We start from the raw sequence: 26,709 nt of genomic DNA on the forward strand, positions 1-26,709 counted from the left end.
AAAAGTCGATGCCTTTTTTATAACCGTAAACAACTGCATAATATCTACCAAAGACGTTAATGATGTTGTATAAAATAAACATCAAAATTGGACCAAATACATTACCGCTAAATGCCAATGAAGCACCAATACTACCAACTATTGGAATCCAAGTAAATTTAATTAAGCTATCACCTAGTCCAGCAAGTGGTCCCATTAAGCCAGTTTTTAGTGGATTAATACCTTCTTTTTCATCTGGTCTCGTTGTTTCTTCCATCGCTGCAGACAATCCTAGAATTGCCGCATCAAAATTGACATGTGAATTATAAAAGACTAAATGGCGTTTCATCGCCGCAGATAATTCTGCTTTATCTGGATAAATCTTGGCTAAAGCCGGTGCGATTGCTCACATAAAACCCACGCCTTGCAAAGTTTCATAATTCAGCGTAATTCTCATTGTATTCAAGCGTAAAAACATCTGCCACAAATCTCGTTGATTGAGTTTATGTTCTGGGGCCTGCAATTTTTCTTCTGTCATAGGTCATAATCCTCCTCATCAATATTGTCTGAACTTGTTACCTGGGCCATTGCTGGTTTAGTTGCTGAATTAGGTGTAGTTTCCCGTGTTGCTCTCTCATATAGAAAGGCAAAAACTAAAGCAATTAAAGTAATCGGCAAAATTTCCAGCTTTAGATATGAGGAAAGCACAAATCCCAAAATTAAAAACAGCCACAATTCAGCCTTTTTCAGCATCGACATCATCAATAATGCAATACCGACTGCTGGAATAATTGATCCCGCTGTGCTTAATCCATTAATGATAAATTTAGGTAAATCGCTCACAACTTTTTGAATGGCACCAGCGCCAAACTGTAATGCTAAAAAAGTTGGAAAAGCCCTAGTAAAGCCATACAAGATTGCTGGCGGCCAAGTTAACCAGAAAGTCCCCTTGACGTCCGCCTTATCAGCCAATCTTTTCGCCCAACCATTAAGTGAGCAATTAATAGTTTCAACTAAAATTAATAACTGCTGAGCCAAAATCGAAGTGGGAACTGCTAATGTAATTGCTGTTGCTACCATTGTTGAAATACTTCTACCTGGATTACCCATAATTGCTAATGCAGTACTTATCATTGTCCCAGTAATCAGGTCTGGTGCCATATAGGCACCAACATTGCCAATACCCATCCACATAATTTCTAGTGTTGCACCAATTATTAGGCCTGCCTGCAAATTCCCCAGAATTAACCCAACAATCGGAGCAATTAATAGCGGTCTGCGAAATAACTTGGTACTAACATCATCAATTCCTAAGAAAAACGCTAAAATCGTTATGATAAAAACTTTCATTTGCTCAATACCTCACTCAAACTAACCGCGCTATCGCTTGGAACCATTTGAATATTGATCTTGGTGCCTTGAGTAATTAATTTTTCAAGCACTGCTCTTTCTTCATCTGTTAAAAAGACCGCTTTGGTATATTGTTTACGCTGCTCGTTCCCCCGAATTCCACCAATGTTTAAGTCAGAAATTGGATAACCTCCTGCTACCACTTCTGCCACCGCAAATGGTGAGGCGAATAGTAACATAGTTCGCCTGCTAACAGGATGATTAGGTACTATCTTCAAAAATTTTTGAGGTGAAAAAATGTGCAGCTTAATATTTCGCGGTACACTCATTTGCAACACATTAGACTGAATTTTATCATTTGCTACTTGCTCATCAACAATAATTACCTGCTCAATTTGCTTAACATTAAGCCAAGTAGTCACTACTTGACCGTGAATTAAGCGATCATCAATTCTACAAAACTCCACTGCCATTTTCGTCTTCCTCCTGCTCCTCAAATCTAGCTGAAATATTCTGAAAACCAATTTCATATGAACTTGCCAATGACTGCGCCAGCTCTGGCAAACTACGCCCGCGATTAGTAAATAAATCCAGTAACATCGGTAAATTTAACCCACTTAACACTAAAACGTGATCCTTTTCTAAATAAAAAGTTCCACTAACATTCGATGGTGTGCCACCGAGAATATCAACTAAAATAATCGTGCCATTACTTGTATCAAGTGATTCATACTTGCGTGCCATCTGTTCCTTGGCCTGTGCCAAATTCATCTCTTCAGTAACTGCTAATACCGCACAATTAGTTTGTTTGCCAACAATCATTTCTGCACTCTTCAATGCTTCCTGAGCAAAATATCCGTGACTAGCTAAGATCACTGCTACTGATCCATCTTTTTCACTCATTGCTATTTCCTTTCTCTAAATAAAAATCCCTTACCTGCTGAATTTCTGTGTTACTAATTCCAAAATGTTCTTGCAGATAATTTTCAGGTGTTCCAAATAATTCCCTTATTTTATTAAGTGCTGCTTTGATGTAAGATTCTCTAGTATCAATCATTGCCATCAAATAATCTAAATACGCCTTTTCTTGAACCAATTCATGATACAACTCATATTTAAGGTGATTACGGTCTTTACGTATTACTTTGGTTAACATGTAATCCTTAACAATCTCATCTTCTTGTACATTTAATAGTAATAAAACTAACATTGAACCAAAGCCCGTTCGATCTTTGCCACCGCGGCAATGGTGGAGTATTGGTAAAGCCTCCTGCCTAACCACTGCTTTTAATAGGCTACCGTAAGCCTTTTGAGCAACTGACGAGATAACTAAGTCCTGATAACTTTCAATGACATTTTCCCCGCGATCGTTGAGATATTTTTGTGCAATCTCACCATTTTTCAATGATTGGACTAATTTTTCATTTTCGCCTTTCAAATCAACTACACTAGCAGCTGCTTCAGAAAAACTTGATTGTGGATCACAATTTAAAATTTGCGTGACTGTCGGAATAAATTTATTCGGGTGAATCTGCCTTTCATGTGGCGAACGATAATCCACAATTGTCTGTATCCCGTAATTAGTTAAGATTTGTTGATCTTCACTATTAAGATTGGTTAATTGATCACCACGGAATAGTTTTCCCCATCTGACAAAGCGTCCATCATTAGCCCGATACCCGCCCATATCTCGCAAATTAATCGCATTATCTAACGGCAGAACACGTTCAGCAAAAATATTCGTGGTAAAACTATCCGACCTGATAATAAAATATTTTGGTAACTGACTACGTGGTAGCTTTATTTGAAAAGCTCCAGTTTGACTTTCGCTAACTACTGTATCAATTTTTTGGCTCTGTGGCTGATTGCCCATCAGCAATTGACATTTTGTAGTTTTAGCAGTCTGCAATTTAACATTTAGATCATCACCAGATCGCTAAATTGCGACTCCTGGTATAACATATGGCTGTTTTTCCATTATTGCAACCCCTTTCAAAAGTATTATACTTTATGAAAAATATTTTATCAATATACTTTTTTAGAAAATAATTTTCATTTTTAAACAAAAATATAGTATAATTAGTAGCACATTGTTTATGCTTTAACTCTTAACTTAACGTTCTAAGTAATTTATAGAGGAGAAAATCATTTTGAATCCACTAATTTCTATCCAAAAAAAATATTTAACTTTTTCCAAGAATGAAAAAGTTATCGCTGATTTTATTTTGCAAAACAGTCCTGATATTAACAACATGAAAATTTCCGAATTAGCAAGCAAGACTAACACTTCTAATGCAACGATTACGCGCTTTGTCCATAAGCTCGGTTGTGCGAGCTATTCTGATATGAAAATTAATATTGGCAAGCATTTAATCCATGCCACTTCCAAAAATGAGAATAATATCTTAAATGAAGTTTTCAATTTTTACCAAACTGTGATTAAAAACACGCAACAAATGATTGATGAAAGTTCGATTAAGAAATTCATTAACTTACTTAAACAACAAAAGAACATCATTATTATTGGTGCCAGCAGTTCTGGTACTTCAGCACAAACTTTTGCATTACGGCTAATGCGCATGGGATTAAATGCACAAAGTTTTGCTGATCCCTATTGGATGCAGATGCGTGCTAGTATTGCATGTTCGCAAGATTTATTCTTAGCTATTTCTAACAGTGGCGTCACCGATTCAATTGTCAAAACCTTAAACTTTGCCCAAGAAAACCAGGCCAAGATTGTCTCAATTACAAGTTATTTAGCTAATCCAGTTGCTAAAATGAGTGACTTAACCTTTCACGTTTATAACCCTCGGTTTGCTAATAATGAAAAATTTATTAATTCACAGTTTTCCAATATGTATCTGATTGACGTGTTAACTTCATACTTGCAAGAAGATAATTGCTTTAATCAGACCATGAAAACTACCAGAAATTCAATTGGCGACAAATAATATCACTCCACCTTTTCCTTCAGTTCTCCTAATTTTTATGTTACTGTATGTTTTAACATCTAATATTTAGGAAAGGATGTTTTACTAGATGAATAATTTTACTAATCCTGAAAGACGTCAAGTACATTCGATTTCAGAAACCAACAGTTTTTTGACAAAAATGTACGGCTTAATGGGTATGGCTGTTTTAGTCTCAGCTTTGAGCGCTTATCTGACGATGACAACTTTTAGAAACGTCGTCATGCAAATGCCACCAGCAATGATGTGGATCATTTTATTAGTTCCACTTGGATTATCGATGGGAATAAGCTTTAAGGCTAATCGTAATCCAGTTGCTGGACTAGTGATGCTAATGTTGCTTTCAGTCATCTACGGGTTCGAATTTGCCCTCTTAGCTGGCTTTTATACTGGTAGTCAAATTGCCTCAGCCTTTGTTGCAGCAGCTGCCGTTTTCATTTCAATGGCTCTTTTCGGTACTTTTACAAAGAAGGACTTGACAAATTGGAATGCGTATTTAGGAGCTGCCTTAATCGGCTTTTTAGTTGCTTGGATTGTCAACATGTTTCTTAACAGTCCAACAATTACCTATATTTTCTCATTCATTGGCGTTATTATTTTCACCGGTTTGGTCGCAAGCGATGCCCAACAAATGAAGCGAATCTATACAAATTATGGTAATCAAGTTTCAACTAACGGCTTAGCTATTTTAGGAGCTTTGCAATTGTACCTGGACTTTGTTAATATTTTTATGTTCTTGTTAGAAATTATGGGTATCGGAAACGATAACAATAATTAAAATTATGACACACAAAAAGCAGTTGCTTTTCAAAGGCAACTGCTTTTTTATTTGCCAACATAAAATTCAATTCGTTGTTGCAGATTTTCAAAGGTAACTGGACAATAGGCACCAATTTCACCATCAAGGTTAACTGGCAATTTTTGCTCAGCACTTTTACCAACTAATTCAATCTTTAAATTACGGGTTTTGGTATAAATAATATCCGGATCGTCAACATGACGCCCATTTAAGGCTAACGCCATCAAACGTAATAACTTAACAGGATCTGCTGGCTTAACGATGATTAATTGGAATAATCCGTCGCTTAATTGTGCATCTGGCATAATCTGCTCGAAACCGCCGATTGAATTAGTCATCCCTAACAGCAACATTGACAACTCGCCTTCATAGACGCCTTCATCATACGTTAGACGCAATTCATTTTCAGTCAAATGTGGCAACATTTCAGCGCCCTTAATCAAGTAAGCTGCATACCCTAAAGCTGATTTAACTTCTGAAGGCACGCCATAAGTTAACTCAGTCAGCGATCCACAAGCGGCAATATTAACGAAATATTGCCCATCTTCAGCAAATGTTGCTCGTCCAATATCCATTTTGCGAGTTTGGTCAGCCAAAATTACTTGAGCAGCTGCTAGCGGGTTATCCCGCGGAATATTTAATGCCCTAGCATAATCATTAGTTGTACCGGCAGGAATGATGGCCATTTTAGGACGATGCTCCAAAAATGCAATTCCATTAACCACTTCGTTAATCGTACCATCTCCACCGGCAGCAACAATTAAATCAAATCCAGCATTAGCAGCACGGGTTGCTTCCGTTTGCGCACTCTTAGCCTGCGGAGTAGTCCGAAAACTACTTGCCTCATACCCGGCTTGCTCCAAAACATCTAAAATATCACCGACATTTTTGGGCATTTGCTCGTGACCGGAGACAGGATTATAAATTAATCTTGCTTTTTTAGTCATAGTTTTTACCTTATTATCTTAAACTCAATACTACCGTTTTTGTAATTCTTGATTCAGTAGTTGGTTAATTACCTTCGGATTGGCCTTACCACGAGTTTGTTTCATAATTTGACCAACAAGATAGCCAATTGCCCGATCTTTACCATTCTTAAAGTCTTCAACCGACTGCGGATTATTGTCAACTACTTCTTTAACCATTGGGGCTAGAACACTAGTATCTGACAACTGTACCATGCCTTGATCTTCAACAAATTTTTTAGGATCAGTTCCATGTTCAATAGTTTCTGCAAAAACTTTTTTGGCAATCTTAGAAGAAATCGTACCATCTTTAATTAACTTAATCATTGCAGCTAAGTTAGCCGGTGTTAACTTAATGTCAGCTAGTGATACCCGATTATCATTTAAATAACCATTAACTTGGGTATTCATCCAGTTAGCGGCTAATTGCGGATCAGCGCCAGCAGCTACAGTCTCATCAAAGAAATCAGAACTTTCTTTAGTCTGCAATAAAACATTTGCATCATATGGCTTTAAACCGTACTTGTTAACATAATCATCATAGCGATCTTGGGCAGATTTTGGCAAAGTTTGCGCAATTTCATCAATCCATTCTTGGCTGATACGATCTGGAGCTAAATCTGGTTCTGGGAAGTAACGATAATCTGCATCTCCTTCTTTAACCCGTTCCAATACAGTTTTGCCAGTTGCCTCATCGAACCGACGAGTTGAAAGCTGTACGCGACCACCAGAAAGTAAGACTTGTGCTTGCCGCTTTTCTTCATAAGCAAGTGACTTACGCACATGTTCAAAGGAATTAAGATTCTTCATTTCAACCTTAGTTCCCAATTCTTTTTGGCCAGCTGGTCTGATCGAAATATTAGTATCAACCCTCATCGATCCTTCTTCCATTTTAACGTCAGAAGCACCAGTAAACTGCACAATTTTACGTAATTTCTCTAGATAAGCATAGCCTTCATCAGGATCAGAAATCTCTGGTTCTGAAACCACCTCTAATAATGGCACACCTTGACGATTCAAGTCTACGTACGAAAAACCGTTTGTTCCGTGAGTATTCTTACCTGCATCTTCTTCAATATGCATTTCATGGATACCGATCCGTTTTTTCTTACCATGAACTTCAATTTCTATATAGCCATCACGTGCCAATGGTTCAAAAAATTGTGTAATCTGATACGCTTTAGGGCTATCAGGATAGTAATAATTCTTACGATCAAAATGTGTTACCGGCGTAATATGAGCATGAGTTGCTAGTGCAACCATAATTCCCAATCGATAAACATCTTTATTAACGTAGGGCAAGACACCTGGCATTGCCCAGTCAATGACGTTGGTTTCAGTATTTTGCTTAGCACCATAACTTACTGGCGAAGGTGAGAAAATTTTACTTTTAGTTTTTAATTCGAAGTGAACTTCGAATCCAATTGTCGATTTAAAATTCATCAGTTAATCCTCCATTCCAGCTGGCTTTTTTTCATAAAATTTATTTGTTCGTTCGATAAAATCAGCAGTCTTAAAGATACTACCCTCATCAAAGCGGTTAGCCATAATTTGTAACCCAATAGGCATACCATCAACTAATCCGGCTGGCACACTAGCTGCAGGAATTCCAGCTAAGTTAGCAGAAATAGTTAGAATATCATTGTTATACATTTTAATTGGATCTGAAATTTCGCTGCCAATATCAAATGCAGGAGTCGTCGTCGTTGGCCCTACTACTACATCATTTTGGGCAAAAATATCATCAAATTCTTGGCAAATTAGAGTTCTAACCTTAGCAGCTTGTCTAAAGAACCGGTCATAAGAACCAGCTGATAAAGCAAATGAGCCTAGCATAATCCGCCGCTTAACTTCCTCACCGAAACCCTCCGAACGAGACTTGACATAAACATCTAACAAATTCTTCGTATCATCTGCGCGGTAGCCATAGCGAATTCCGTCATAACGTTGCAAGTTAGAAGAAGCTTCACTGGACGCAATAATATAGTAATCTGGCACAACATATTTAGTTAGCGGTAGCGAAACTTCATTAATAATTGCACCAGCAGCTTCTAAAGCAGCAATTTGTTCTTCAACAACTGTGCGAATTCCCGCATCAACAGCATCACTCAGATATTCTTTAGGAACACCTACACGCAATCCCTTAATATCTTGACCGATAAACTGAGTAAAATCTGGTACATCCCTAGTTGATAAAGTTGAATCATGATCATCGCTGCCAGCAATTACGTTTAACACTTGTGCAGAAGTTTTGGCCCGCTTACTCATTACTCCAATTTGGTCAAGTGACGAAGCAAAAGCAATTAAGCCCCAACGGGATACTCGACCATAAGTCGGTTTAATCCCAAAAATTCCGTTAAAAGCTGCTGGCTGACGAATTGAGCCACCAGTATCAGAACCTAAGGCAGCAACTACTTGACCAGAGGCAACTGCTACTGCCGAGCCGCCTGACGAACCACCAGGAACCTTGTCCAAATTCCATGGATTATGAGTCACACCAAAGTACGAATGTTCAGTTGAAGAACCCATCGCAAATTCGTCAAGGTTAGTCTTGCCAACAAAAGTTGCTTGGGCCTTTTTTAGTCGCTCAATTACGGTTGCATCATAAACAGGCAGATAGTTGTCTAAAATATGACTCGCAGCTGTAGTCTTCACACCATCTGTCATAATATTATCTTTAATTGCAATTGGAATCCCGGCTAGCTTATTATGTGAAAAGTTCAGCTCTTCACTAACTTTAGCATCCTCTTGAACCGTTATCCACGCATTCAGCTTTTTATCAGTTTGCTTAATATTGGCCACAGTGTCTTGGGCTAGCTTATCAGCCGACAAAGTCCCCTGTGCCAATTTTTGATTTAATGAGTCAATATCTTCATTTAAGTAATTCATTACTCGTCCTCATCCTTATTAATAATTACCGGAACCTTGATAAAGCCATTAGCTTGTTCAGGAACATTTTTCATTAATTCTGTCCGATCCTGCCAATGTTCTGGTTTATCTTCTCTAAACACAGTATCACGGTCAACTACCTGAACTGTTTCTGAAACACCAGCTGTATCAACCTCAGATAATTGATCAGCCATATTAATAATTGAGTCCATCTGCTCCGTTATTTTACCCATCTCAGCTTGACCAAACTCAAGTCGCGATAAAGTCGCAACATGCTTAATTGTTTCTTCTGTAATTTTCATATAAATACCTCCTTATTCACCGCCATAAACATGGACTTGATAACTACTATCAGCAGTTTCTTTGGCAACTAGTGCTTGAATATCGTTGACTGAGCCAATCTTGATTTCAATTGGAACATTGTTAGCCAAATACTTTTTTGCCGTCGATAAGACTAACCGAGTAAAACTTTGTACTTGTTCATAACCATAAAATTGCGTCGTAATCGAAATATTTTCTTGCGCTAATTTACCATTTTCATACCGCAAAGTCGCCGTTACGCCACTGATATTAGGAAAATAGTTTTGAATTGATTCCTTAAAGCTGCTAAAGCTTGAAGCATCATTACTATTAATTGCCTTTTTATTTCCCACAGTTGGCAAGACTTCTGTTTGTGCAGAAATAGTTTTCCATTTAGCTATTTTACTACTATTAGCTGCTGCTGTCCCGCTCAAAAAGTAAGTTCCACCAACTAAAGAGTCTTTACTTTCTTTTGAAAATAGCCCAACAGTAATGGGGATATTTTTTAATGACTTCTTTTTGCGCAAACGTGCAACCACCTGCTCAGCTATTTGCTTACCAGCCTGCTTTTGTTGCGCACGCGTAATCTGCTGCTGATATTCTGGACCACCACTAGTCTTTTGATAATAATCAATCGAGTTTAAAGCCAAACCAATACTAATACCACCAATATGATAATTAGAGCCAGAGCCAGTTAAATAGTCCTGCTCTAAAATTTCTTCTAAGTAATAAGGATTATATTGCTTACCCTTAGCTTTTTCAGGGTTAAGCCCTACTGGATTAGTCTTAGACTTGCGAGCCAGCCATTTATTAACAGTTGCAGCACTGAGATACTGTCCTTCTTGAAAATAAAACGACTTGGTCGAATATTCTGCTTTAGAAATTTGCACCAAACCACGCTCAAGCTCGCGTGTATCAACGGAATTATCATTATCAGTGGCAGTTAATCCAGCAATCGGACTAGTAACATAATGACCATTCTTTAATAAAACCGTGTAACCATTATTACCCGTGTCAGTTGTTTGGTATGATTTTGTTTTTGTATTTTGCGTTGTCTTGGCATTATTAGCTAAATCAGAGTTTTTTAAATTACCACAAGCAGTCAAACTCAATCCTAATCCCAAGAGCGCAAACATCTGCAAATATTTTTTCAATGTAATATTCCTTTATTTAATTTGGTCAATCGCAGCTTCTTCAGTCAAAAGCGCTACACCAAGCTTCTTTGCCTTGGCATACTTAGAGCCCGCATCTTGACCATAAATAACATAATCAGTTTTACCAGATACTGATCCTGTAACCCTAGCACCCAGAGCTTGCAGTTTTTTAGTAAATTCAGGTCTAGTATAATGTGCTAGCGTCCCAGTAAGCACAACTGTCTTATTTTTGAAAAAGTTATCAGGGATTTCTGCAATCTCACTTTCGGTTTCACCTAAATAAGTTAGATTGACTCCATTTTTTTCTAATTGAGCAATTACTTGCTTAACTTCAGGTTGAGCAAAATAGGTAGTTAATGATTCCGCAATTGTCATCCCAATTGTATTAATTGCAACAATATCTTGCACATCAGCCTGCATAATTTTAGTCATATCTTTAAATTTTTGAGCGATTAATCGAGCAGCTTTAGCCCCAACATGGTCAATTCCTAAACCTGTCAGTAATAATTCAACTGAATTACGCTTAGAATCAGCAATCGCAGTTAACAAATTGTTAATTGCTTTATCCTTAAAATGATCTAGTTGTGCCAAATCAGTCGCAGTTAATTGGTATAAATCAGCCACATTATGAACTAAATCATGGTCGATTAACTGCCGCACAATCTTCGGCCCCAGACCAGCAATATCCATTGCAGGACGAGAGGCAAAATGCGTTATCCCCTCTTCAATCTGTGCGGGACATGATGGATTAACGCAGCGCAATGCCACTTCGTCTTGCAGATGAATTAGCTTCTGACCACATGATGGACAAGTAGTAGGAACCTCATAAGGAACGCTATCCTTGGGACGTTTAGCTAATACAACTTGTGAAATTTCCGGAATGATATCTCCAGCTTTATGCAACATGACTGTATCGCCAATACGGACATCTTTTTGTTTAAGCAATTCAGCATTATGCAAAACGGCGTGTGATACCGTTGTGCCAGCTAACTGCACCGGATCCATTATCGCCGTTGGCGTCACCACACCTGTCCGACCAACAGTCCACTTAATTTCATGAACGACTGTTGCCTGCTCTTCAGGCGGAAACTTATAAGCAATTTCCCAACGTGGCACCTTAACTGTATTACCTAACTCTTTTTGCAAGGCTAGACTATCAACTTTTAGTACAATGCCATCAATACCATAAGTTAAAGTATCTCTTTTAGCAGTGTATTCATCAATAAAATCAAAAATTTCTGTTAACTTAGCTAACTTTTGTCCAGTTTCATTGGTATGAAAGCCCAACTTAGCCATTTCAGTCATCGCTTGATGCTGACTAGTAATATCCTGTGGGGGATTGACCCAAGTATAAATAAACGTACTCAAATTACGCCGCTTAGTAACCTGTGGATTTAATTGCCTTAACGAACCCGCAGCAGCGTTACGGGGATTAGCAAAAACTGCTGCACCTTGCTGATCACGCTGTTCATTTAGCTTAGCAAAGGCTTCCTTGTCCATGTAGCATTCGCCACGTACTTCAGTCGTCAACTTTTTAGGTAATGTTTGCGGAATATCAGCTATATAGCGTGCATTCGCCGTTACATCCTCACCAACATTACCATTTCCCCTAGTAGACGCCCTAGTTAACTTACCATCAGTATATTCTAAGGCAATTGACAAACCATCAATTTTTAATTCAACATTGTAAGCTACAGCATGTCCCACCAGTTTTTGAACTCGCTCATCAAAATCAGTCAGTTCTTGTTTAGAAAACACATCGCCCATTGATAGCATTGGAATTTCATGTTCGACTTTGCTAAATTCGCTATCAACCTGACCGCCAATACGCTGAGTAATTGAATCAGGTGTAACTAATTGCGGAAACTCCTGCTCTAGTTTAACTAATCGCTGATAGTTTTGATCGTAAACACTATCTTCGACTGCAGGATTATCCTTAGTATAATAAGCATCAGCCCAACCATTCAGTTTTTTTCTCAGAGTAGCAACTTCCTGTTTAGCTTCATCAAAAGTTAAATCTGCCATTTTATTCCTCCTGACTAAAAACTAGCTTCAAATTCATTATACCTTTTTAATTGGTGCAAATGCTGCTAAAAGCCGCTTAATTCCTTGACCGGTAAAAGCAATGTCGAGTTCCATGTCTTCACCCGTACCATTAACCTTAGTCACCACACCGCGGCCCCATGATTTATGCTCTACTTGATCGCCAATCTGCCAACCTTCATGCTCAGCACCAATTGCTCCTTTAGGCTTGACTTTAGGTGTATAAACTTGCGCACGTGCGCGTTCATCAGCACGTGCAAACGGTGCAGCTTGTACCTCAAAGTTACTTGTTGGAATTTGCGGATTAACCACTTCCAAATCAGCGCTATCAATCTCTTCCAAAAATCTTGAAGGTGGATTATTTTGCGTACGACCATACATCATCCGTGAATAAGCATTAGTCAAAAATAGCTCTTGTTTAGCTCTAGTAATTCCCACATATGCTAAGCGACGTTCTTCTTCTAACTGATCGTCTTCTAGCAGGGCACGTGATAATGGAAAAATCCCATCTTCCATTCCTACTAAGAAAACTACCGGAAATTCCAGACCCTTAGCAGCATGCAAGGTCATTAAGGTCACTTGCTGCTCACTATCAACCAGGTCATCCTGATCACTTAATAGCGAAACTTCCGCCAAAAAATCACTTAACCTACTAGCATCATCACTATCTGCCTCATATTGATCGTCAAAATGTTTGGTAACTGATAAAAATTCATCTAAGTTTTCTAACCTAGTTTCAGCTTCAATCGTGTGCTCAGCCTTAAGTGCAGCAGTATAACCAAAGTCTTGCAAGATCTTTTCAGTTAAACCAGTTACGGTATGATCACCACTGTACTTAATTGCGTCTCGTAATTTAGCACCAAAATCACTCAACTTGCTGGCAGCACGCGTGGCTATCTTAGACATACCAATACTGCTTAGCGCATCTAACAGTGTAAAATTATTTTCCTGTGCAAAAGCCAAAAACTTATCAACTGTCACGGCACCAATTCCACGCTTAGGTGTATTAATAATCCGATTAAAACTGAGAGTATCACTAGGATTAGCTACTAACTTCAAATAAGCCATAATATCCAAGATTTCCTTACGATCATAGAATTTATGACCACCAACTATTTTGTAAGGAATATTAGCCTTCACAAAAGCTTCTTCAACCGTTCTTGATTGCGCGTTTGTGCGATATAATACGGCAAAATCTTGATATGAACGCTTTTTTTGGTCAACCTCCTCTTGAATTTTAGCTATGAGGTAGTGCGCCTCATCATCGCCGCTTTGTGCTTTATAATAGGTAACCTTAGCTCCTGATCCTTGATCGGTCCACAGATTTTTCGACTTACGATTACGATTATTTTTAATAACTGCGTTCGCAGCCGCTAAAATATGACCAGTAGAACGGTAATTTTGTTCCAACTTGACTGTTTGCACGCCATCAGCTTGATAGTCACGCTCAAAGTTCATAATATTTTCCATATTGGCACCCCGCCAACCATAAATTGATTGATCGGCGTCACCCACCACACAAATATTTTTATGTTGAGCAGCTAATTCATGACAAAGTTCATATTGCGCCTCATTGGTATCCTGATATTCGTCAACTAATAAATACCGAAATTTATTCTGATAATAATGTAAAACTGTTGGCTCTTGTTTAAACAAGACGAGCGTTTGCATAATTAGATCATCAAAATCCATAATCTGATCGCGCTTTAAGCGGTGTTGATACTCCTGATAAACTTTCGCCGCCATTTTTTCAAATGGTGAACTGCTACTAGCCGCATAAGCATCAGGAGTTAATAAATTATTCTTCGCATTAGAGATAGCCGATAAAATTCCACGCGGTTCATACATTTTAGGGTTAACATTTAATTCTTTTTCAATATGCTTGACCAAAGTCAATTGCTGAGCCGAATCAGCGATTGAAAAGTTATGAGTATAGCCAATTTTGTCCGCATCACGTCGTAAAATTCGGACACAAAGAGCATGGAAAGTCGACATCCAAATATCTCCAGCACTAGGACCTAGCAATTTTTGCTCACGTTCACGCATTTCACTAGCTGCCTTATTAGTGAAAGTAATTGCCAAAATATTCCAAGGCAAAACTTGCTTTTCTTCAACCAAATAAGCGATTCGTCTAGTTAACACGGAGGTCTTCCCCGATCCAGCTCCTGCAACAACTAACAATGGTCCTTCAGTTATTTTAACCGCTTTTTGCTGCTGCGGATTTAATCCTGCTAAAATTGCTTCTTCACTCATGAATTTTCCCTTCATTAAAAGCTTGCATAACTATTTTATTGTACCAAAAAACTCAGCACCTTTTGGGCAAATTATCTTACTAATTATCGTATTGCTCCAAATTATATTGCTTAATCAATTTGATCAATTTGTCCGCATAATTCGGATCAGTCGCATAACCATCTTGAACTAGGGCATGTGCCTGTTTTTCATAATCTTTAGCTGCCAAAACATGTCGGTATTGCCGATGATTCCAGGTTGTTCCTTTTTGAAAAAGTTCTGCATGAGCTCTAATTGAAGCTTCATATGAATCATAAATTTGAAAACGGGCTTTAACCTCAACCCACTTGCCTTTAACATATTCTTTAGTCGTCAAAACAGCTGAAGTATTAGGATTAGTTCCCTTAACTCCAAATAGGTTGTTGTATTTTTGTGATAAGCTACTTTGACCATAGTCACTTTCTAAACATGCTTGCGCAATCGTGATACTGGGTAGTAAGTCATAACTTTGATCAACTTTTTTGGCAATTGGACCAATCTGTTTAATAAACTGCTTGTGCTGCTTGATAACTTTTTCACGTGCTTCTTTGCGAGCCAATTGCTCTTGACGAATCTGTTCTGATTCAATCGCTTGATTTCGATAATATCGTGCACCAGCTAAAACTACAATTAATAAAAATAAGATAATAAAGGTAGTAATTATAATCCGCCAACTAGATTGTTTTTTACGTTTACGCTTTTTTGCCATGAAATTTTCCTTGCTTTAAAAATCCTGTCTTAAGTATAACCCGACTGCGGGTAATTGTTGATTACTGTAAACAATTTTTAACCAAAAAGTTTTGCTTTGAGGGTTTTTTAGGCAAAAAAAATAGAGCCAATAGCTCTATTACATCATGCGGGCAAGAAGACTCGAACTTCCACGATCTAAAAACGATCACAAGATCCTTAGTCTTGCGCGTCTGCCATTCCGCCATGCCCGCAATACATGTATTACTATACCCTAAAAATCGATTCAGCACAAGGTGTTGCGACCACTTTTTCCTAAAGAATGTACAACAGTATCTAAAAATTGGAGGCACACTAAACAATTACAACAAGCAAAATCATCAATCGTTTAGAAAAAATTGATATCTCAGTGCTATACTGAATAAAGTACTAATTGCGCAGGCTAGCATTAGCTGATTTGCTAAAAATTTGTAAGGAAGTATAAATTTTGAGAGAAAAAATTTTTCGTAAGTGGCATGTTTTTCAAACCATAGCTCAAATGATTTTTTGGATCGCTATTGGGATTTTTACTATAATTAATCCCAATCATCTTATTTTTAAAAAGCGACTGTCTAATGGAGTAATGTGTTTAATGCTTTTAGCAATGCTCATCTTACAATTAACAATATCAAAGCCAGAAAAACGAGACAACCATTGGACACAGCTTAATCACTACCTACAGGTTTTTCTAATCGGTATCACCCTTCAAGGTAGCGTAAGTACCTTTTTAGCATTTGTTCATAAATATCATATTTTAAACTTTAATTTTTGGACTATTTTAGCTACCCTCTATTCTCTTATAATGTACTTGCCACTAGCCCAGCTTGCTCTGGCTAAGATCAAAAACAATTGGGGTCGCATGTTTATGCTGGCATTTGTCATCTTTTCATTTGCGCTTAGTGGACCCACTTTGGCTGGCAACAGTTCTCACTTATACTTACAGCCATTGCAACTGCTAAATAACTCTGGCGTCACGGGAACTATTGCTCTGCTTTTAATCACATTACCAGTAATGCACGAATGGGGATTCGCCAGTCCTCATTTTAAAATAAGTAGGAATGCCGGTCTAGGAGTATTGACATTTATTGTGCTGGTAATCTTTGTTGACATTATGTTCAACAGCTTCAATGTTTCATCATCATTCAAAAACCTCTTCACAGCTTGGGATTTCAAATTCGTCAAAGTCAGTTGGATGTTCACATTAGAAGCTTGCGAAGCCGGTATTGCCGAGGAATGGCTTATGCGTTACTGCATGAGTCGCCTGCTAATGCGGCAATTCAGCAATAGTAAAAATATGATTATGTGGAGTGTCATAGGTAATGGCATACTTTTCGGTCTTTTTCACTTTGGCAATATTGCTGGACAACCTGCTAGTGCAACGTTTGAGCAGATGTTCTCTGTCGCCTCATGGGCATTATTGATGACTGCAATTTACCTGTATACAGATTCTTTGGCAATTAATATGGTTTATCATGGAATCTATGACATGCTGGCATTTTATACCAGCGGCTCAGTTCATGAAGCTGTTCCCGATGCTTTTACTTGGCAGATTGATATTTTACTTTTCTTTATTTATGCCTCTGTTGCCTATTTCCTAATTTCAGGAAAACGCAAAAAGACAATTGAACTAAACTTGGCTAATAATGGGATATAAAGAACATTCTTTATGAAAGTATACAGTCAGAATAACTAATAGATATTAACTAAATAATCTTTGATGAATAATGAAAAAACATGTATTTGCCCGTTCGCAAATACATGTTTTTTATCAAATTCCAAAAATTAAATTATAACTCTTAACCTCTTCCAATAAGAAAATTAATTAACCATTTGTTCATTGACATAGCGTGCATATAATTGATGGTGCTGCATCAAATATTGGTGCGTTCCCTGACCAGTAATTTGTCCGTGCTCAATAAAGTAAATCTGATCAGCATTCACAATCGTTGCTAGCCGATGCGCAATTACCAGAGTTGTTCTGCCCACCATCAATTGATCAAGCGCTTGTTGAACCTTGCTTTCTGATTCAGAATCTAAACTAGCCGTAGCCTCATCCAACATTAGAATCTTAGGATCCCGTAAAAAAGCACGTGCAATCGCAATTCGTTGCTTTTGACCACCAGATAAGTTAATGCCACGCTCACCAATCTTAGTTTCTAATTGATCTGGAAATTCACGCACAAATTGATCTGCATAAGCCAAACTTAAACCATGCCAAAGTTCAGCATCACTTAAACTTTTACCTAAGCCATATTCCAAATTATCGCGAATAGTACCAGAAAAAATTGCACTATTCTGAGACACATAACCAATTTGAGAACGCCAGTTATGTAAATCAACTTCAGCAATATCCTGATCGCCTACCTTGAATTGCCCCTGATCAGGCTGATAGAAACGTTCTAGCAGAGCAAAAATCGTTGACTTTCCGCCACCACTAGGACCAGCAAAAGCAATTACCGTATTGGGCTGAGCGCTAAAAGTAATGCTATGCAAAACTGGTTCACCAGAATGATAACTAAAACTAATATCGTTTGCAGTTAAAGTTTTACCCTCAACATTAATTTTATGATTAGCCAACCCTTCTTTTTCAGGAGCCAGCCTCAGAATAGACTGAATTCGCTCAGTTGAACCCATCGCCTTTTGTAATTGGGAAAAGAATGTCGCAAAGTTGGCTACTGGCTCGATTACATTGAACAAATATAGCAAAAAAGCAACCAAAGTCCCGTTAGATAGGGTTCCTTGACTGATTCGGAAAATGCCATACGCCAAAATTCCAGCAAAGACCGCCATCATGACCGTAGTCATAACTGGCTGCAAAATTGCCTCAACTCGTGCACTTTTAATCCCAATCCCAAAAATTTGGTTAATTAAACCTTGACCACGCTGTTGCTCAAATTTTTCACCATTACTGGCTTTAATCAAACGTACCTCGGATAATTTTTCACTCACATCACCATTAAACTTTGCCGTTGCCGTCTGTAATTTACGCCCAAGGTGGGCCATAATCCGACCTACTGGTAATAAAATCGCTACAACAATTGGTACCAAAACAAACATCAACGCTGCCATTTGCCAATCCATTACAAAGAGAATTATTAATGAAAACAGCAACTGGATTGCCCCAGTAATAAAATTAGGGAATTGTGAAGCAATCAAATCCTTAATTACGCCAGTATCATTGACCAACCGTGAACTACTTTCACCAGCTTTAGTGGAGTCAAAATAGCTTAGTGGTAATTTTAACAAATGTGACCAGAGCTTTTCCCGCAGTCTTTTAACAGCATCTTCACCAAAATAACGCAAAATATAGCCACTAATCGTACCCAAAATTAATTGAGCCACAAAAATAGCGATTAACGCGATTAAAATCGTAAAGTTAAACTTACTAAAACTGCTAGTATCAACTAAATTACGGGTCATAAGTGGCAAAATTAAATTAACACCGCTCGTAATCATGCTAAAACCAATCCCAACAAAAAATAACACTTTTTTCAGTTGTAATTCATTAAGCAGATGGAAAAAATCTTTTAATTTTACGCGATCTAACTCATCTTTACGTGACTTAAACGTCATTACTTTACCGACTTTCTCTTTTTGGTCTTAATTATATTTTCTAAATAAAAAACACTAAGTATACTTGATTAATTATATTGCATCCATATCGTTATGCAAAATTTATTTTGTAACATTAGAATTAATTAACTTAAGTTGACCGCCGCAGCGTCCACATCGGTAACGATACAGATTAACTCGGCGAACCCTAGCATATTTTTGTCCACAACTTTGACAAATATAATGATAATTTGTCTTTTTACAGCGTCTTAAACCAATATCTGGCGTATATCTCAGACCACCAACTTGTTTTAGCAAAACTTGAAAATCACGATCACAATGCCGATATCCCTGTCCTGATAAATGGAGATGATAATGCGTTAATTCATGCTTAATAATCCCAATTAAATCAGTCCGATATTTTTTTGCCAGAAAATGCGCATTAATTTCAAGATGATGATCACTTAAATGATAACGGCCACCAGTAGTTGTCATCCTCGTATTAATTTTAACTTGATGAGTAAATGGTAATCCGAAAAAATCTAATGAATCTTGTTGCACCAAATATTCTAATTCTGCTTGTGTCATTTATCTGAAAAACCGAGCATACAAAGCCGCTTGCCGTTTAGTTTTAATTCTAACTTTAAGTGCTGTTACCAATTTGCGTTTAAGCGGCTTAGCGCCTTCCATCCAAGTACCAGTGAAAACATGAATCGTTTTAGAATCAGCAGAGGGATTACATAAAACCCCATCTGGATAAACCTTAATACCAGTTTTGAGCATTTGAGCTTGATTGTTAGGCTTAGCGCCATACTTATTTTTGAGGATATCAGCAACCGATAATGTGTTAACTCCAGCTAGCTGATGGTCTTTATCAAAAGTAAAATCGCGATCATCATAATAGTCTAGCATGTCCTTAAGTAGCGGATGCCCTTTTTGCGCACCAAAAACTGCAGTAAAAGGATTATCAGAATTTTCAAAGCCAACAAAAGCTCGATTTGCTAGTAATGAATGTAAATTATCTAGTACTAATACATCAGTATCTAAATAAATACCACCCATTTCGTAAACTGCTTTGGCACGAATATAGTCAGATACAAAAGCCCACTTTTTTGCTTGATAAGCTTGCTCAACATACTTATTTTCATGAATATCAAAATTAGTTTCATTCCACTCTATTATTTGATAATCTGGTAAATGTTTTTGCCAAGTTCGCATACAGCGCTGAATATTTTTAGGTTTCGGATTACCGCCAACCCAAACGTAATGAATAATTTTGGGAATCATTTTAACCTCGTTTACAAAAGTTCTTAACTAGTTCAATTATATCTTGATTAAAGTCCAGTTTCAGTAAAAACATTAAGGCCATATACAAGACTAGCATAATCACCGATTTCAAAACCATATTGATAAAAGCGGACGAAGATAGCTGGGGCAACACCATGCCTACTGCTAATACTACTGCAGCAATTAAAAAATACTTCGGGATCTCTTGAAAAGAATACTTAAAATCATATCCATCTCGTACAATCCATAATCGTAAAATTAGCACAACAAATTCCGTTATCAAAATCGCACACATTGCCCCAGTTGCACCATACAGTTGATCCAAGAAAAAGCTCAAAATCACCTCTAAGATCGCACCGATAATTACAGGAAGCGCATAATCACGATCACGGTGATTTGCTAGCGCAAATTGATTAGCGAACACACCACCAGTTGGGATCATAATAATAGTTAAAGTAAAGAAAAACATCAATGGAATCATCGGTGTAAATTTTTCACCAAAAAAGAAGGGCACAAACTCTTTAGTATTAGCCATAATCACCACTGCAAACATAGTTCCGAGCCAAACTGTGGCTTCCAATGATTTTTTTAAAACAACTCGCTGCTCTTTTTGACTTTCACTAGCCATTTTGGGCATAATCACCAAAGAAATGCTAGTAATCACGCCTAAAACCATATTAGAAATTCGCTGTGAGTTATCATAATATGCTACTTGAGTGGAGTTTTGAAAAAAACCTAAAATCGGCTTATCAAGAGAAGTGTAGATTTGCGTGGCGATTTGCGGAATTAACAACGTAATGATGGTTTTGACCGTTGTTTGAAATTGATAAAAATGACCTACTGGCCGATCTACATAACGATGGATTTCAAACCAAAAAACTAGTGAACCAAGCATAGTCGATACTGACATAATTAACATGTACTTCCATAAGTCCGTTGGCTGCTTGACCCATAATAAAATTAGCACCACAGAAACCAATTTAACAGCAGTATTCTTTAATACTACCCGACCAAATTCTGCTAATCCTTGAAAAAACCAGGAAATATCGACCTGGGCTGAAATAAGGTATGGCACCATTAATAATAAATACTGCCAATATTTGATCCTGAAAAAGCTAGCAACCGTTACCACAATTATAATAGTAGCAATCCCTGCCAAAGCTTGAAAGTACCACAATCCCCAAAAGGCTTCAGTTAATTGCTGACGATTACCAAAAGCACGCTTTTGAGAAATCGTTCGCATCCCAATATAAGAAACTGATAAGGTACAAAAAATCATCAAGAATTGCACAGTGTTATTGACATTGCTGTATATCCCATAAGTTTTTGGACCCAGTATTCTTGACAAATATGGCACTGTAATTAGCGGCACTAACACAAGAAAAATCTGGTAAACTGCATTATATAAGATATTTAAAAAAGTTTTTTTCACAGTTTTCCCTCTAAAAATTACTAGTCAGGTAGTTAAAGATATCCTCGCAATAATTGGAACTATCAACTTGGTTAGTTAATGCTAACCAGTATTGCCTTAGCGATTCATATTTTTTCTGATTTTGTGGCAATTGCTGCAGACTTTGAACTAGCTCCATTTGATTATTAACACACGGTCCAGGAACAACCTGCTGATAAGGTCCAATTAGTAATCCACGAACTTTTTCATATTGCGGTAGATAATTGGTTAAAAAGATGATTGGCCGATCTAAATGAAGATAATCAAAATAAATCGAGGAAAAATCGGTCATCAAAAAATCGGTTGCACCTAATAATTCATATAAATCAATATCATTAGCAAATAAATAGTCATTTTTCAAGAGCGCAAAATTAGAATAGCTACTAGTTAACTGTTCAACTAACTGCATTTCGTAAGGATGTAATTTAATGATTAAATATTGGTGCCGCTTTTTAAGAGCGTCATTCAATGCTGCCGCATCAAAATCCGACAAACCCAAAAAATTTCCATTCTTAATTGCCTCTATCAGCTGCTCATCAGCTAATTCTTCACGAAAAGTTGGCACGTATATTCCTAGCTCAGCTTGTTCATCATGTTGGTTAAACAAATCTTTTAAAATTTGTTGTTTAGCAACTGCCGCTTGCTGCAGAGCATCCCATCGCGGAAAACCCAACTGCTGATACTTAGGAGCGCTAATCGGAATACAAGCGCTCATCAACGTTTCGTATAAATCAGAACTTGAGCAAACTACATCTGTTGTCTTAAGCCATAATCTTGTATTACGACGATTATCTTTAGCTTGAGTATTATAAGCAGCTAGACCCATGCGCTTGAGCGGAATTCCATGCCAAAACTGTAAATTTACTTGCCTTTTGTGTACCTTAAATGGTTGGTGAGTCGTTAACACAAATTTAGCCGCGCCAATTTCATACCAAGTTTGCCAAGATAAGTGAGCAGATGGCCACGGTTCAACTAGTGTAACCGTATATTCTGGGTGTGCATTTTTTAGATATTTGGCAAATAGATACCCATTAGAGCCAGACCTTCCCGAACCATTTAGCACCACAATTTTTGTTGCTTTTATTTTGACAAAACGTGCACAAAATTTCATCAAACTTAAATAGAGCCGAAATAAAAAACTTTTCATTAACTAACTTCCTAAATAATCTATTAACTTAAGAGTACAAAAAAAGCCTGAGCAAACTCAAGTACTTTTATGATATTTTTTATTTTTTTAAACTTAAAACTGTACCAGGTAAGTTTGCATTTGTTATTTCTGTGACTATTTACTAAAATTAATCTAGTAAAAATAATTAAGGAGTATCCGTCGTGAATTCTGAGCAAGCATTTTCTGCCATTCCACTTTATAAAAAAATCTATCTTGATTTGAAACAACAAATTACTAATGGTAGCCTCAAGCCACAACAAAAATTACCTAGTGAGCATTTTCTCTGTCAAAATTATCAAGTCAGTAGAATTACTGTACGCAAAGCATTGAAACTACTAGGTGATGAAAAATTAATCGTCTCAGTTCAAGGTAAAGGTTCGTATGTTTCTTCTACAAAGATGACGGGTAAGTTAAACCGAGTTCAAGGATTCTCAGAATTTGCCGTTTCACGCGACAAAGCCAGTAAACAAACAATTCTTAAACGAGAAATCTTAAAAAATCCTGCAATTGCTAAAGCATTGCTTCTACCTGAACAAGCAGATTTAATTTATATTAAACGGTTATTTCAAGTTGACGAAGTTTCAATTGCAATTGATGAAGCCTGGCTTTCAGCAAAACACTACCCTGATCTGCTAGTCAATATCAATGAGCAGACACCACTTTACGAATACCTTGAAAACAAATATCACGAAATTGCCACCAGTTCCCATCGTGAAATTAATAGTGTTTTACCCTCATCCACACAAAAAGAACTGCTTAGTCTGACTAAAACAGTTCCTTTATTTGAAGTCGAAAAGCTGGCTTACGATCAGTTTAAGCAGCCACTGGAATATTCACACTATGTGGTTCGCGGCGATAAAATGACTTATACTATCGACTCGACTTCTGATAGCCATATTCACTTAAATGATAAGTAATAATTAGTTAACTCCATGAGCCATCATCTAAAACAAAATGATCATTGCCAAGATTGATCATGGCTTTAGCTTCATATTGTTTTCTGGTTGCCTGATAATTAGGCAGCTTTTTATTTTGTTCTGCAATTGGATTCGTAGTAGGAATGGCAGCTAATAAACTCTTAGTATAGGGGTGAGTTGGATGAGCAAAGATTTCTGCAGTTGGACCCGATTCAACGATATGACCTAAATGAATTACTCCAAGATGACTTGAAATATGTTTGACCATTGCCAAATCATGGGCTATAAATAGCATTGCACTTCCAGTTTCTTGCTGAATTTTTTGCAGCAAATTAACCACTTGTGCCTGAACAGAAACATCTAACGCCGAAATTGCTTCATCAGCAATAATTAGCCTTGGACGCATAATTACCACGCGAGCAATCCCAATTCGCTGTCTTTGCCCTCCAGAAAGTTCTCTTGGATAACGATTAATAAATGAACTATCCAGTCCTACCACTTGCAGCATATCTACCACACGTTGCACTTTTTCATCATCAGTCAATTCAGGAAAATGAATATCTAGTCCCAATTTAATAATTTCGCCAACTTTTTTACGCGGATTTAAAGACGACATCGGATCCTGAAAGATCATTTGCATATCTTTGCGCAACTTCGTTGTTTGAACTTTAGTAAGCTTACCAGCAATTGGCATCCCTTCAAATGAGACTTCACCACTAGTTGGTTGGTACAAACGGATAATTGATCTGCCAATCGTAGTTTTTCCACTCCCCGATTCACCTACTAAACCATAAGTTTCGCCACCCTTAATATTAAAAGAAACATCATCAACGGCTTTAACAGTTTTTTTATTTGCCATCGGAAAGTATTGCTTCAGATGGCGCACTTCAAGAATATTATCAGTCATTTAGATCAGCTTCTTTCATTTTTCGGATACGCTTTTGCAAGATTGCTGGAACCGCTACTTTAGGTGCACGTGAATCAAGTAACCAAGTTGCCGCATAATGATGATCATTGATCTTAAACATTGGTGGTTCTTGTTTAAAATCTACATTTAATGCATAAGGATTACGTGGTGCAAAGGCATCACCAACAATTGGTTGAGTCAAGTCAGGGATCGTTCCTGAAATTGTCGGTAATACAGACACATCTTCATTAATATCTGGTACAGATTCAAGTAGTCCCCAAGTATAGGGATGCCTTGGATCAAAAAAGATATCTTTACTTGTACCTGTTTCAACAATCTTGCCAGCATACATCACATTTACATAGTTAGCAATGTTAGCTACCACTCCCAGATTATGAGTTATAAAAATTACTGACAATTGTCGATTGCGCTGAATTTCTTTAATTAAGTTCAAAATACGAGCTTGAATTGTCACATCGAGACCAGTAGTTGGCTCATCACAAATCAATAATCTTGGATCCCCAGCTAATGCAATTGCAATTACAATTCTCTGCCGCATACCACCAGAGAGTTGGTGCGGGTATTGGTTTTGGACAACCTTTGCATTATGAATTCCAACTGTCGTAATTAGATCCAAAACCCTTTTGTTTATTTCCGTTCGCTCAAGTCGTGGATTAGCTGCCTTAACAGCTTCAGCAATTTGTTGCTTAATTCTCATTGTTGGATCAAGAGAGGTCATTGGATCTTGAAAAACCATGGCAATTTCTTTGCCTTTAATTTGATTTTGCAGAACTTTAGATTTAGTTTTAAGCAAATTAATCGTTTTTTGTCCTGCAGCTGTTTGATAGGTAAAGTTGATAGCATCCGCGCTAACAGATTGATTAGCCTCTGGCTGTCCCATAATTGGTTTAACACTAGCAGATTTACCGCAGCCAGATTCACCAACTAAAGCAACAGTCTCCCCCTGTTTAACTTGATAACTAATTCCCCTAACAGCCTGAACATCACCACGGTCAGTATGGTAAACTACTCGTAAATTTTTTATTTCTAAAACAGTTTGTTTCATCATCTCACCTAGTTTCCTTCAATCGCATCGCGCAAGCCATCGGCAATTATATTAAATGTCAACATAATTGCTGCTAAAAATAGCACCGGGAAAATCACCATATATGGATAAACAATTGCTTGAGTGTAGCCATCATTAATCATTGTCCCAAGTGATGCTAAAGGTGCAGGGACTCCCAACCCAATAAAGGCCAAAAAGGCTTCCAAGAAAATAGCATTAGGTACAGACAACATGAAAGTGGTAATAATTTGTCCGAGCGCATTAGGCAAAATTTGTGAAAAAATAATTTTTAAATTACTTTCCCCCATAGTTCTAGCAGACAAAACGTACTCACTAGTTTTCAATTCCAAGACTTGTGCACGTACAATTCGGCTCATATTAATCCAACCAACTAATACCATGGCCATAATGATACTAACTAATCCTGGCTTCATTACTAAAACCAGCAAAGTAACAATAATAATCATTGGTATGGTGCTTAGAATTTCAGTAATCCGCTGCATAAATAGATCAACTTTACCGCCAAAATAACCTGAAACTAAGCCAAAGCTAGTACCAATTACCAAATCAATTATCATGGCAACCATAGCCACTTCTAAAGAAACTGAAGTACCTGCTGCTACCCGGACAAAAATATCTCGACCCAGATTATCCGTACCAAACCAGTGTCCTTTCATTCCAGGTGCTAAATTCGAATCACTAGGATAAGGAGTATTAGGTGAAAATCGACTAAAGTGTGGCGCCAAAAAAGCAATTAAAACGATTATAATTAATACAAAGACACTAATGACCGCTGCCTTATTTTTTAAAAAACGTCGCCAAACTAACTGACCAAAAGAATATGACTTACCTGCATAATGATCAGATGTGGTAGATTTAGGAGCAAATTCGAAATCAGTCTTTTCATTATTGTTCAT

The 26,709-nt window shown here is 37.4% G+C and carries 26 protein-coding genes and 1 tRNA gene (1 of these 27 running past the window's edge); 4 read left to right on the forward strand and 23 right to left on the reverse strand.

Translation table 11 applies throughout. From position 1 onward, the window contains the following. The 6 genes in view from OZX56_RS06520 to OZX56_RS06545 are tightly spaced (at most 57 nt apart) and all read right to left on the reverse strand, a layout consistent with a single transcriptional unit that may run on beyond the window. Positions 1–328, reverse strand: the 5' portion of a protein-coding gene (locus OZX56_RS06520) for a PTS system mannose/fructose/sorbose family transporter subunit IID (RefSeq protein ID WP_277139334.1). It extends 332 nt beyond the left edge of the window; the window shows 328 of its 660 coding nt (coding positions 1–328); its start codon is at positions 326–328; the stop codon falls past the left edge of the window. A 57-nt stretch (positions 329–385) separates the two neighbouring features. After that, positions 386–517, reverse strand: coding sequence for a hypothetical protein (locus OZX56_RS06525; RefSeq protein ID WP_277139335.1), 132 nt, complete (start codon positions 515–517; stop codon positions 386–388). After that, the gene (locus tag OZX56_RS06530) at positions 514–1,329 is read right to left on the reverse strand and encodes a PTS sugar transporter subunit IIC (protein ID WP_277139336.1); all 816 of its coding nucleotides are present in this window, start codon (positions 1,327–1,329) and stop codon (positions 514–516) included. Before OZX56_RS06530 ends, OZX56_RS06525 begins: the two co-directional genes overlap by 4 nt. Continuing rightward, entirely contained in the window at positions 1,326–1,802 is a 477-nt protein-coding gene (locus OZX56_RS06535; RefSeq protein ID WP_277139337.1) for a PTS sugar transporter subunit IIB, read from the reverse strand. The genes OZX56_RS06530 and OZX56_RS06535 overlap by 4 nt, the downstream gene beginning before the upstream one ends. Next, entirely contained in the window at positions 1,783–2,232 is a 450-nt protein-coding gene (locus OZX56_RS06540) for a PTS sugar transporter subunit IIA (RefSeq protein WP_277139338.1), read from the reverse strand. The genes OZX56_RS06535 and OZX56_RS06540 overlap by 20 nt, the downstream gene beginning before the upstream one ends. Further along, entirely contained in the window at positions 2,225–3,202 is a 978-nt protein-coding gene (locus tag OZX56_RS06545) for a tyrosine-protein phosphatase (RefSeq protein WP_277139339.1), read from the reverse strand. The genes OZX56_RS06540 and OZX56_RS06545 overlap by 8 nt, the downstream gene beginning before the upstream one ends. Positions 3,203–3,479: 277 nt before the next feature. Here OZX56_RS06545 and OZX56_RS06550 point away from each other — a divergent pair, with 277 nt between their 5' ends. Continuing rightward, entirely contained in the window at positions 3,480–4,280 is an 801-nt protein-coding gene (locus OZX56_RS06550) for a MurR/RpiR family transcriptional regulator (RefSeq protein ID WP_277139340.1), read from the forward strand. An 88-nt stretch (positions 4,281–4,368) separates the two neighbouring features. Further along, positions 4,369–5,076, forward strand: coding sequence for a Bax inhibitor-1/YccA family protein (locus OZX56_RS06555; RefSeq protein WP_277139341.1), 708 nt, complete (start codon positions 4,369–4,371; stop codon positions 5,074–5,076). A gap of 47 nt (positions 5,077–5,123) precedes the next feature. Here the strand turns inward: OZX56_RS06555 and OZX56_RS06560 are convergent, their stop codons facing one another. The 9 genes from OZX56_RS06560 to OZX56_RS06600 all read right to left on the reverse strand — a co-directional run bounded on the left by OZX56_RS06560 (position 5,124) and on the right by OZX56_RS06600 (position 15,660). Beyond that, positions 5,124–6,044 carry a diacylglycerol kinase family lipid kinase gene (locus OZX56_RS06560; RefSeq protein WP_277126046.1) on the reverse strand — a complete coding sequence of 307 codons (921 nt, stop codon included), beginning with the start codon at positions 6,042–6,044 and terminating at the stop codon, positions 5,124–5,126. Between the two features lie 30 nt (positions 6,045–6,074). Beyond that, entirely contained in the window at positions 6,075–7,505 is a 1,431-nt protein-coding gene (gene gatB, locus OZX56_RS06565; RefSeq protein WP_277139342.1) for an Asp-tRNA(Asn)/Glu-tRNA(Gln) amidotransferase subunit GatB, read from the reverse strand. Positions 7,506–7,508: 3 nt separating this feature from the next. After that, complete coding sequence (gatA, locus tag OZX56_RS06570; RefSeq protein WP_277139343.1) at positions 7,509–8,951, reverse strand: Asp-tRNA(Asn)/Glu-tRNA(Gln) amidotransferase subunit GatA; 1,443 nt, start codon at positions 8,949–8,951, stop codon at positions 7,509–7,511. Then, positions 8,951–9,253 (reverse strand): Asp-tRNA(Asn)/Glu-tRNA(Gln) amidotransferase subunit GatC, encoded by a 303-nt coding sequence (gene gatC / locus OZX56_RS06575; protein WP_277126043.1) that lies wholly within the window; start codon positions 9,251–9,253, stop codon positions 8,951–8,953. Before gatC ends, gatA begins: the two co-directional genes overlap by 1 nt. Before the next feature lie 12 nt (positions 9,254–9,265). Next, the gene (locus OZX56_RS06580) at positions 9,266–10,405 is read right to left on the reverse strand and encodes a CamS family sex pheromone protein (protein ID WP_277139344.1); all 1,140 of its coding nucleotides are present in this window, start codon (positions 10,403–10,405) and stop codon (positions 9,266–9,268) included. 12 nt (positions 10,406–10,417) lie between these two features. After that, the gene (gene ligA / locus OZX56_RS06585) at positions 10,418–12,430 is read right to left on the reverse strand and encodes an NAD-dependent DNA ligase LigA (RefSeq protein WP_277139345.1); all 2,013 of its coding nucleotides are present in this window, start codon (positions 12,428–12,430) and stop codon (positions 10,418–10,420) included. A gap of 36 nt (positions 12,431–12,466) precedes the next feature. Beyond that, a complete protein-coding gene (gene pcrA / locus OZX56_RS06590) occupies positions 12,467–14,701 on the reverse strand; it encodes a DNA helicase PcrA (RefSeq protein ID WP_277140365.1) in 2,235 nt (744 codons plus the stop codon). Positions 14,702–14,780: 79 nt separating this feature from the next. After that, positions 14,781–15,428, reverse strand: a complete 648-nt coding sequence (locus OZX56_RS06595) for a glycoside hydrolase family 73 protein (protein ID WP_277139346.1) — start codon at positions 15,426–15,428, stop codon at positions 14,781–14,783. Positions 15,429–15,574: 146 nt separating this feature from the next. Beyond that, positions 15,575–15,660: transfer RNA gene (locus tag OZX56_RS06600), tRNA-Leu, on the reverse strand. A 233-nt stretch (positions 15,661–15,893) separates the two neighbouring features. On the opposite strand from OZX56_RS06600, the gene OZX56_RS06605 reads away from it, so the two are divergent. Next, a complete protein-coding gene (locus OZX56_RS06605; protein WP_277139347.1) occupies positions 15,894–17,099 on the forward strand; it encodes a CPBP family intramembrane glutamic endopeptidase in 1,206 nt (401 codons plus the stop codon). 164 nt (positions 17,100–17,263) lie between these two features. On the opposite strand, the gene OZX56_RS06610 is transcribed toward OZX56_RS06605, so the two are convergent. The 5 genes from OZX56_RS06610 to OZX56_RS06630 form a co-directional block, all read right to left on the reverse strand. Further along, a complete protein-coding gene (locus tag OZX56_RS06610) occupies positions 17,264–19,018 on the reverse strand; it encodes an ABC transporter ATP-binding protein (protein WP_277139348.1) in 1,755 nt (584 codons plus the stop codon). A 102-nt stretch (positions 19,019–19,120) separates the two neighbouring features. After that, positions 19,121–19,585: a SprT family protein gene (locus OZX56_RS06615; RefSeq protein WP_277139349.1), complete on the reverse strand. Its 465-nt coding sequence runs from the start codon at positions 19,583–19,585 to the stop codon at positions 19,121–19,123. Beyond that, complete coding sequence (locus OZX56_RS06620; RefSeq protein WP_277139350.1) at positions 19,586–20,284, reverse strand: glycosyltransferase; 699 nt, start codon at positions 20,282–20,284, stop codon at positions 19,586–19,588. A 1-nt stretch (position 20,285) separates the two neighbouring features. Further along, complete coding sequence (locus tag OZX56_RS06625) at positions 20,286–21,716, reverse strand: oligosaccharide flippase family protein (protein ID WP_277139351.1); 1,431 nt, start codon at positions 21,714–21,716, stop codon at positions 20,286–20,288. A gap of 10 nt (positions 21,717–21,726) precedes the next feature. Next, positions 21,727–22,881: a CDP-glycerol glycerophosphotransferase family protein gene (locus OZX56_RS06630; RefSeq protein ID WP_277139352.1), complete on the reverse strand. Its 1,155-nt coding sequence runs from the start codon at positions 22,879–22,881 to the stop codon at positions 21,727–21,729. A gap of 182 nt (positions 22,882–23,063) precedes the next feature. Between OZX56_RS06630 and OZX56_RS06635 the strand changes: the two genes are divergently transcribed. Beyond that, entirely contained in the window at positions 23,064–23,819 is a 756-nt protein-coding gene (locus OZX56_RS06635; protein ID WP_277139353.1) for a GntR family transcriptional regulator, read from the forward strand. Between the two features lie 7 nt (positions 23,820–23,826). Here the strand turns inward: OZX56_RS06635 and OZX56_RS06640 are convergent, their stop codons facing one another. From OZX56_RS06640 to OZX56_RS06650, 3 genes are read right to left on the reverse strand one after another with little or no spacing between them, the layout of a single operon-like run. Continuing rightward, positions 23,827–24,726 carry an ATP-binding cassette domain-containing protein gene (locus OZX56_RS06640; RefSeq protein ID WP_277139354.1) on the reverse strand — a complete coding sequence of 300 codons (900 nt, stop codon included), beginning with the start codon at positions 24,724–24,726 and terminating at the stop codon, positions 23,827–23,829. Continuing rightward, complete coding sequence (locus OZX56_RS06645; protein WP_277126025.1) at positions 24,719–25,795, reverse strand: ABC transporter ATP-binding protein; 1,077 nt, start codon at positions 25,793–25,795, stop codon at positions 24,719–24,721. Before OZX56_RS06645 ends, OZX56_RS06640 begins: the two co-directional genes overlap by 8 nt. A 5-nt stretch (positions 25,796–25,800) precedes the next feature. Then, positions 25,801–26,709: an ABC transporter permease gene (locus tag OZX56_RS06650; RefSeq protein WP_277139355.1), complete on the reverse strand. Its 909-nt coding sequence runs from the start codon at positions 26,707–26,709 to the stop codon at positions 25,801–25,803.

The organism is Lactobacillus sp. ESL0684 (assembly GCF_029392675.1).
Lineage (GTDB): Bacteria > Bacillota > Bacilli > Lactobacillales > Lactobacillaceae > Lactobacillus.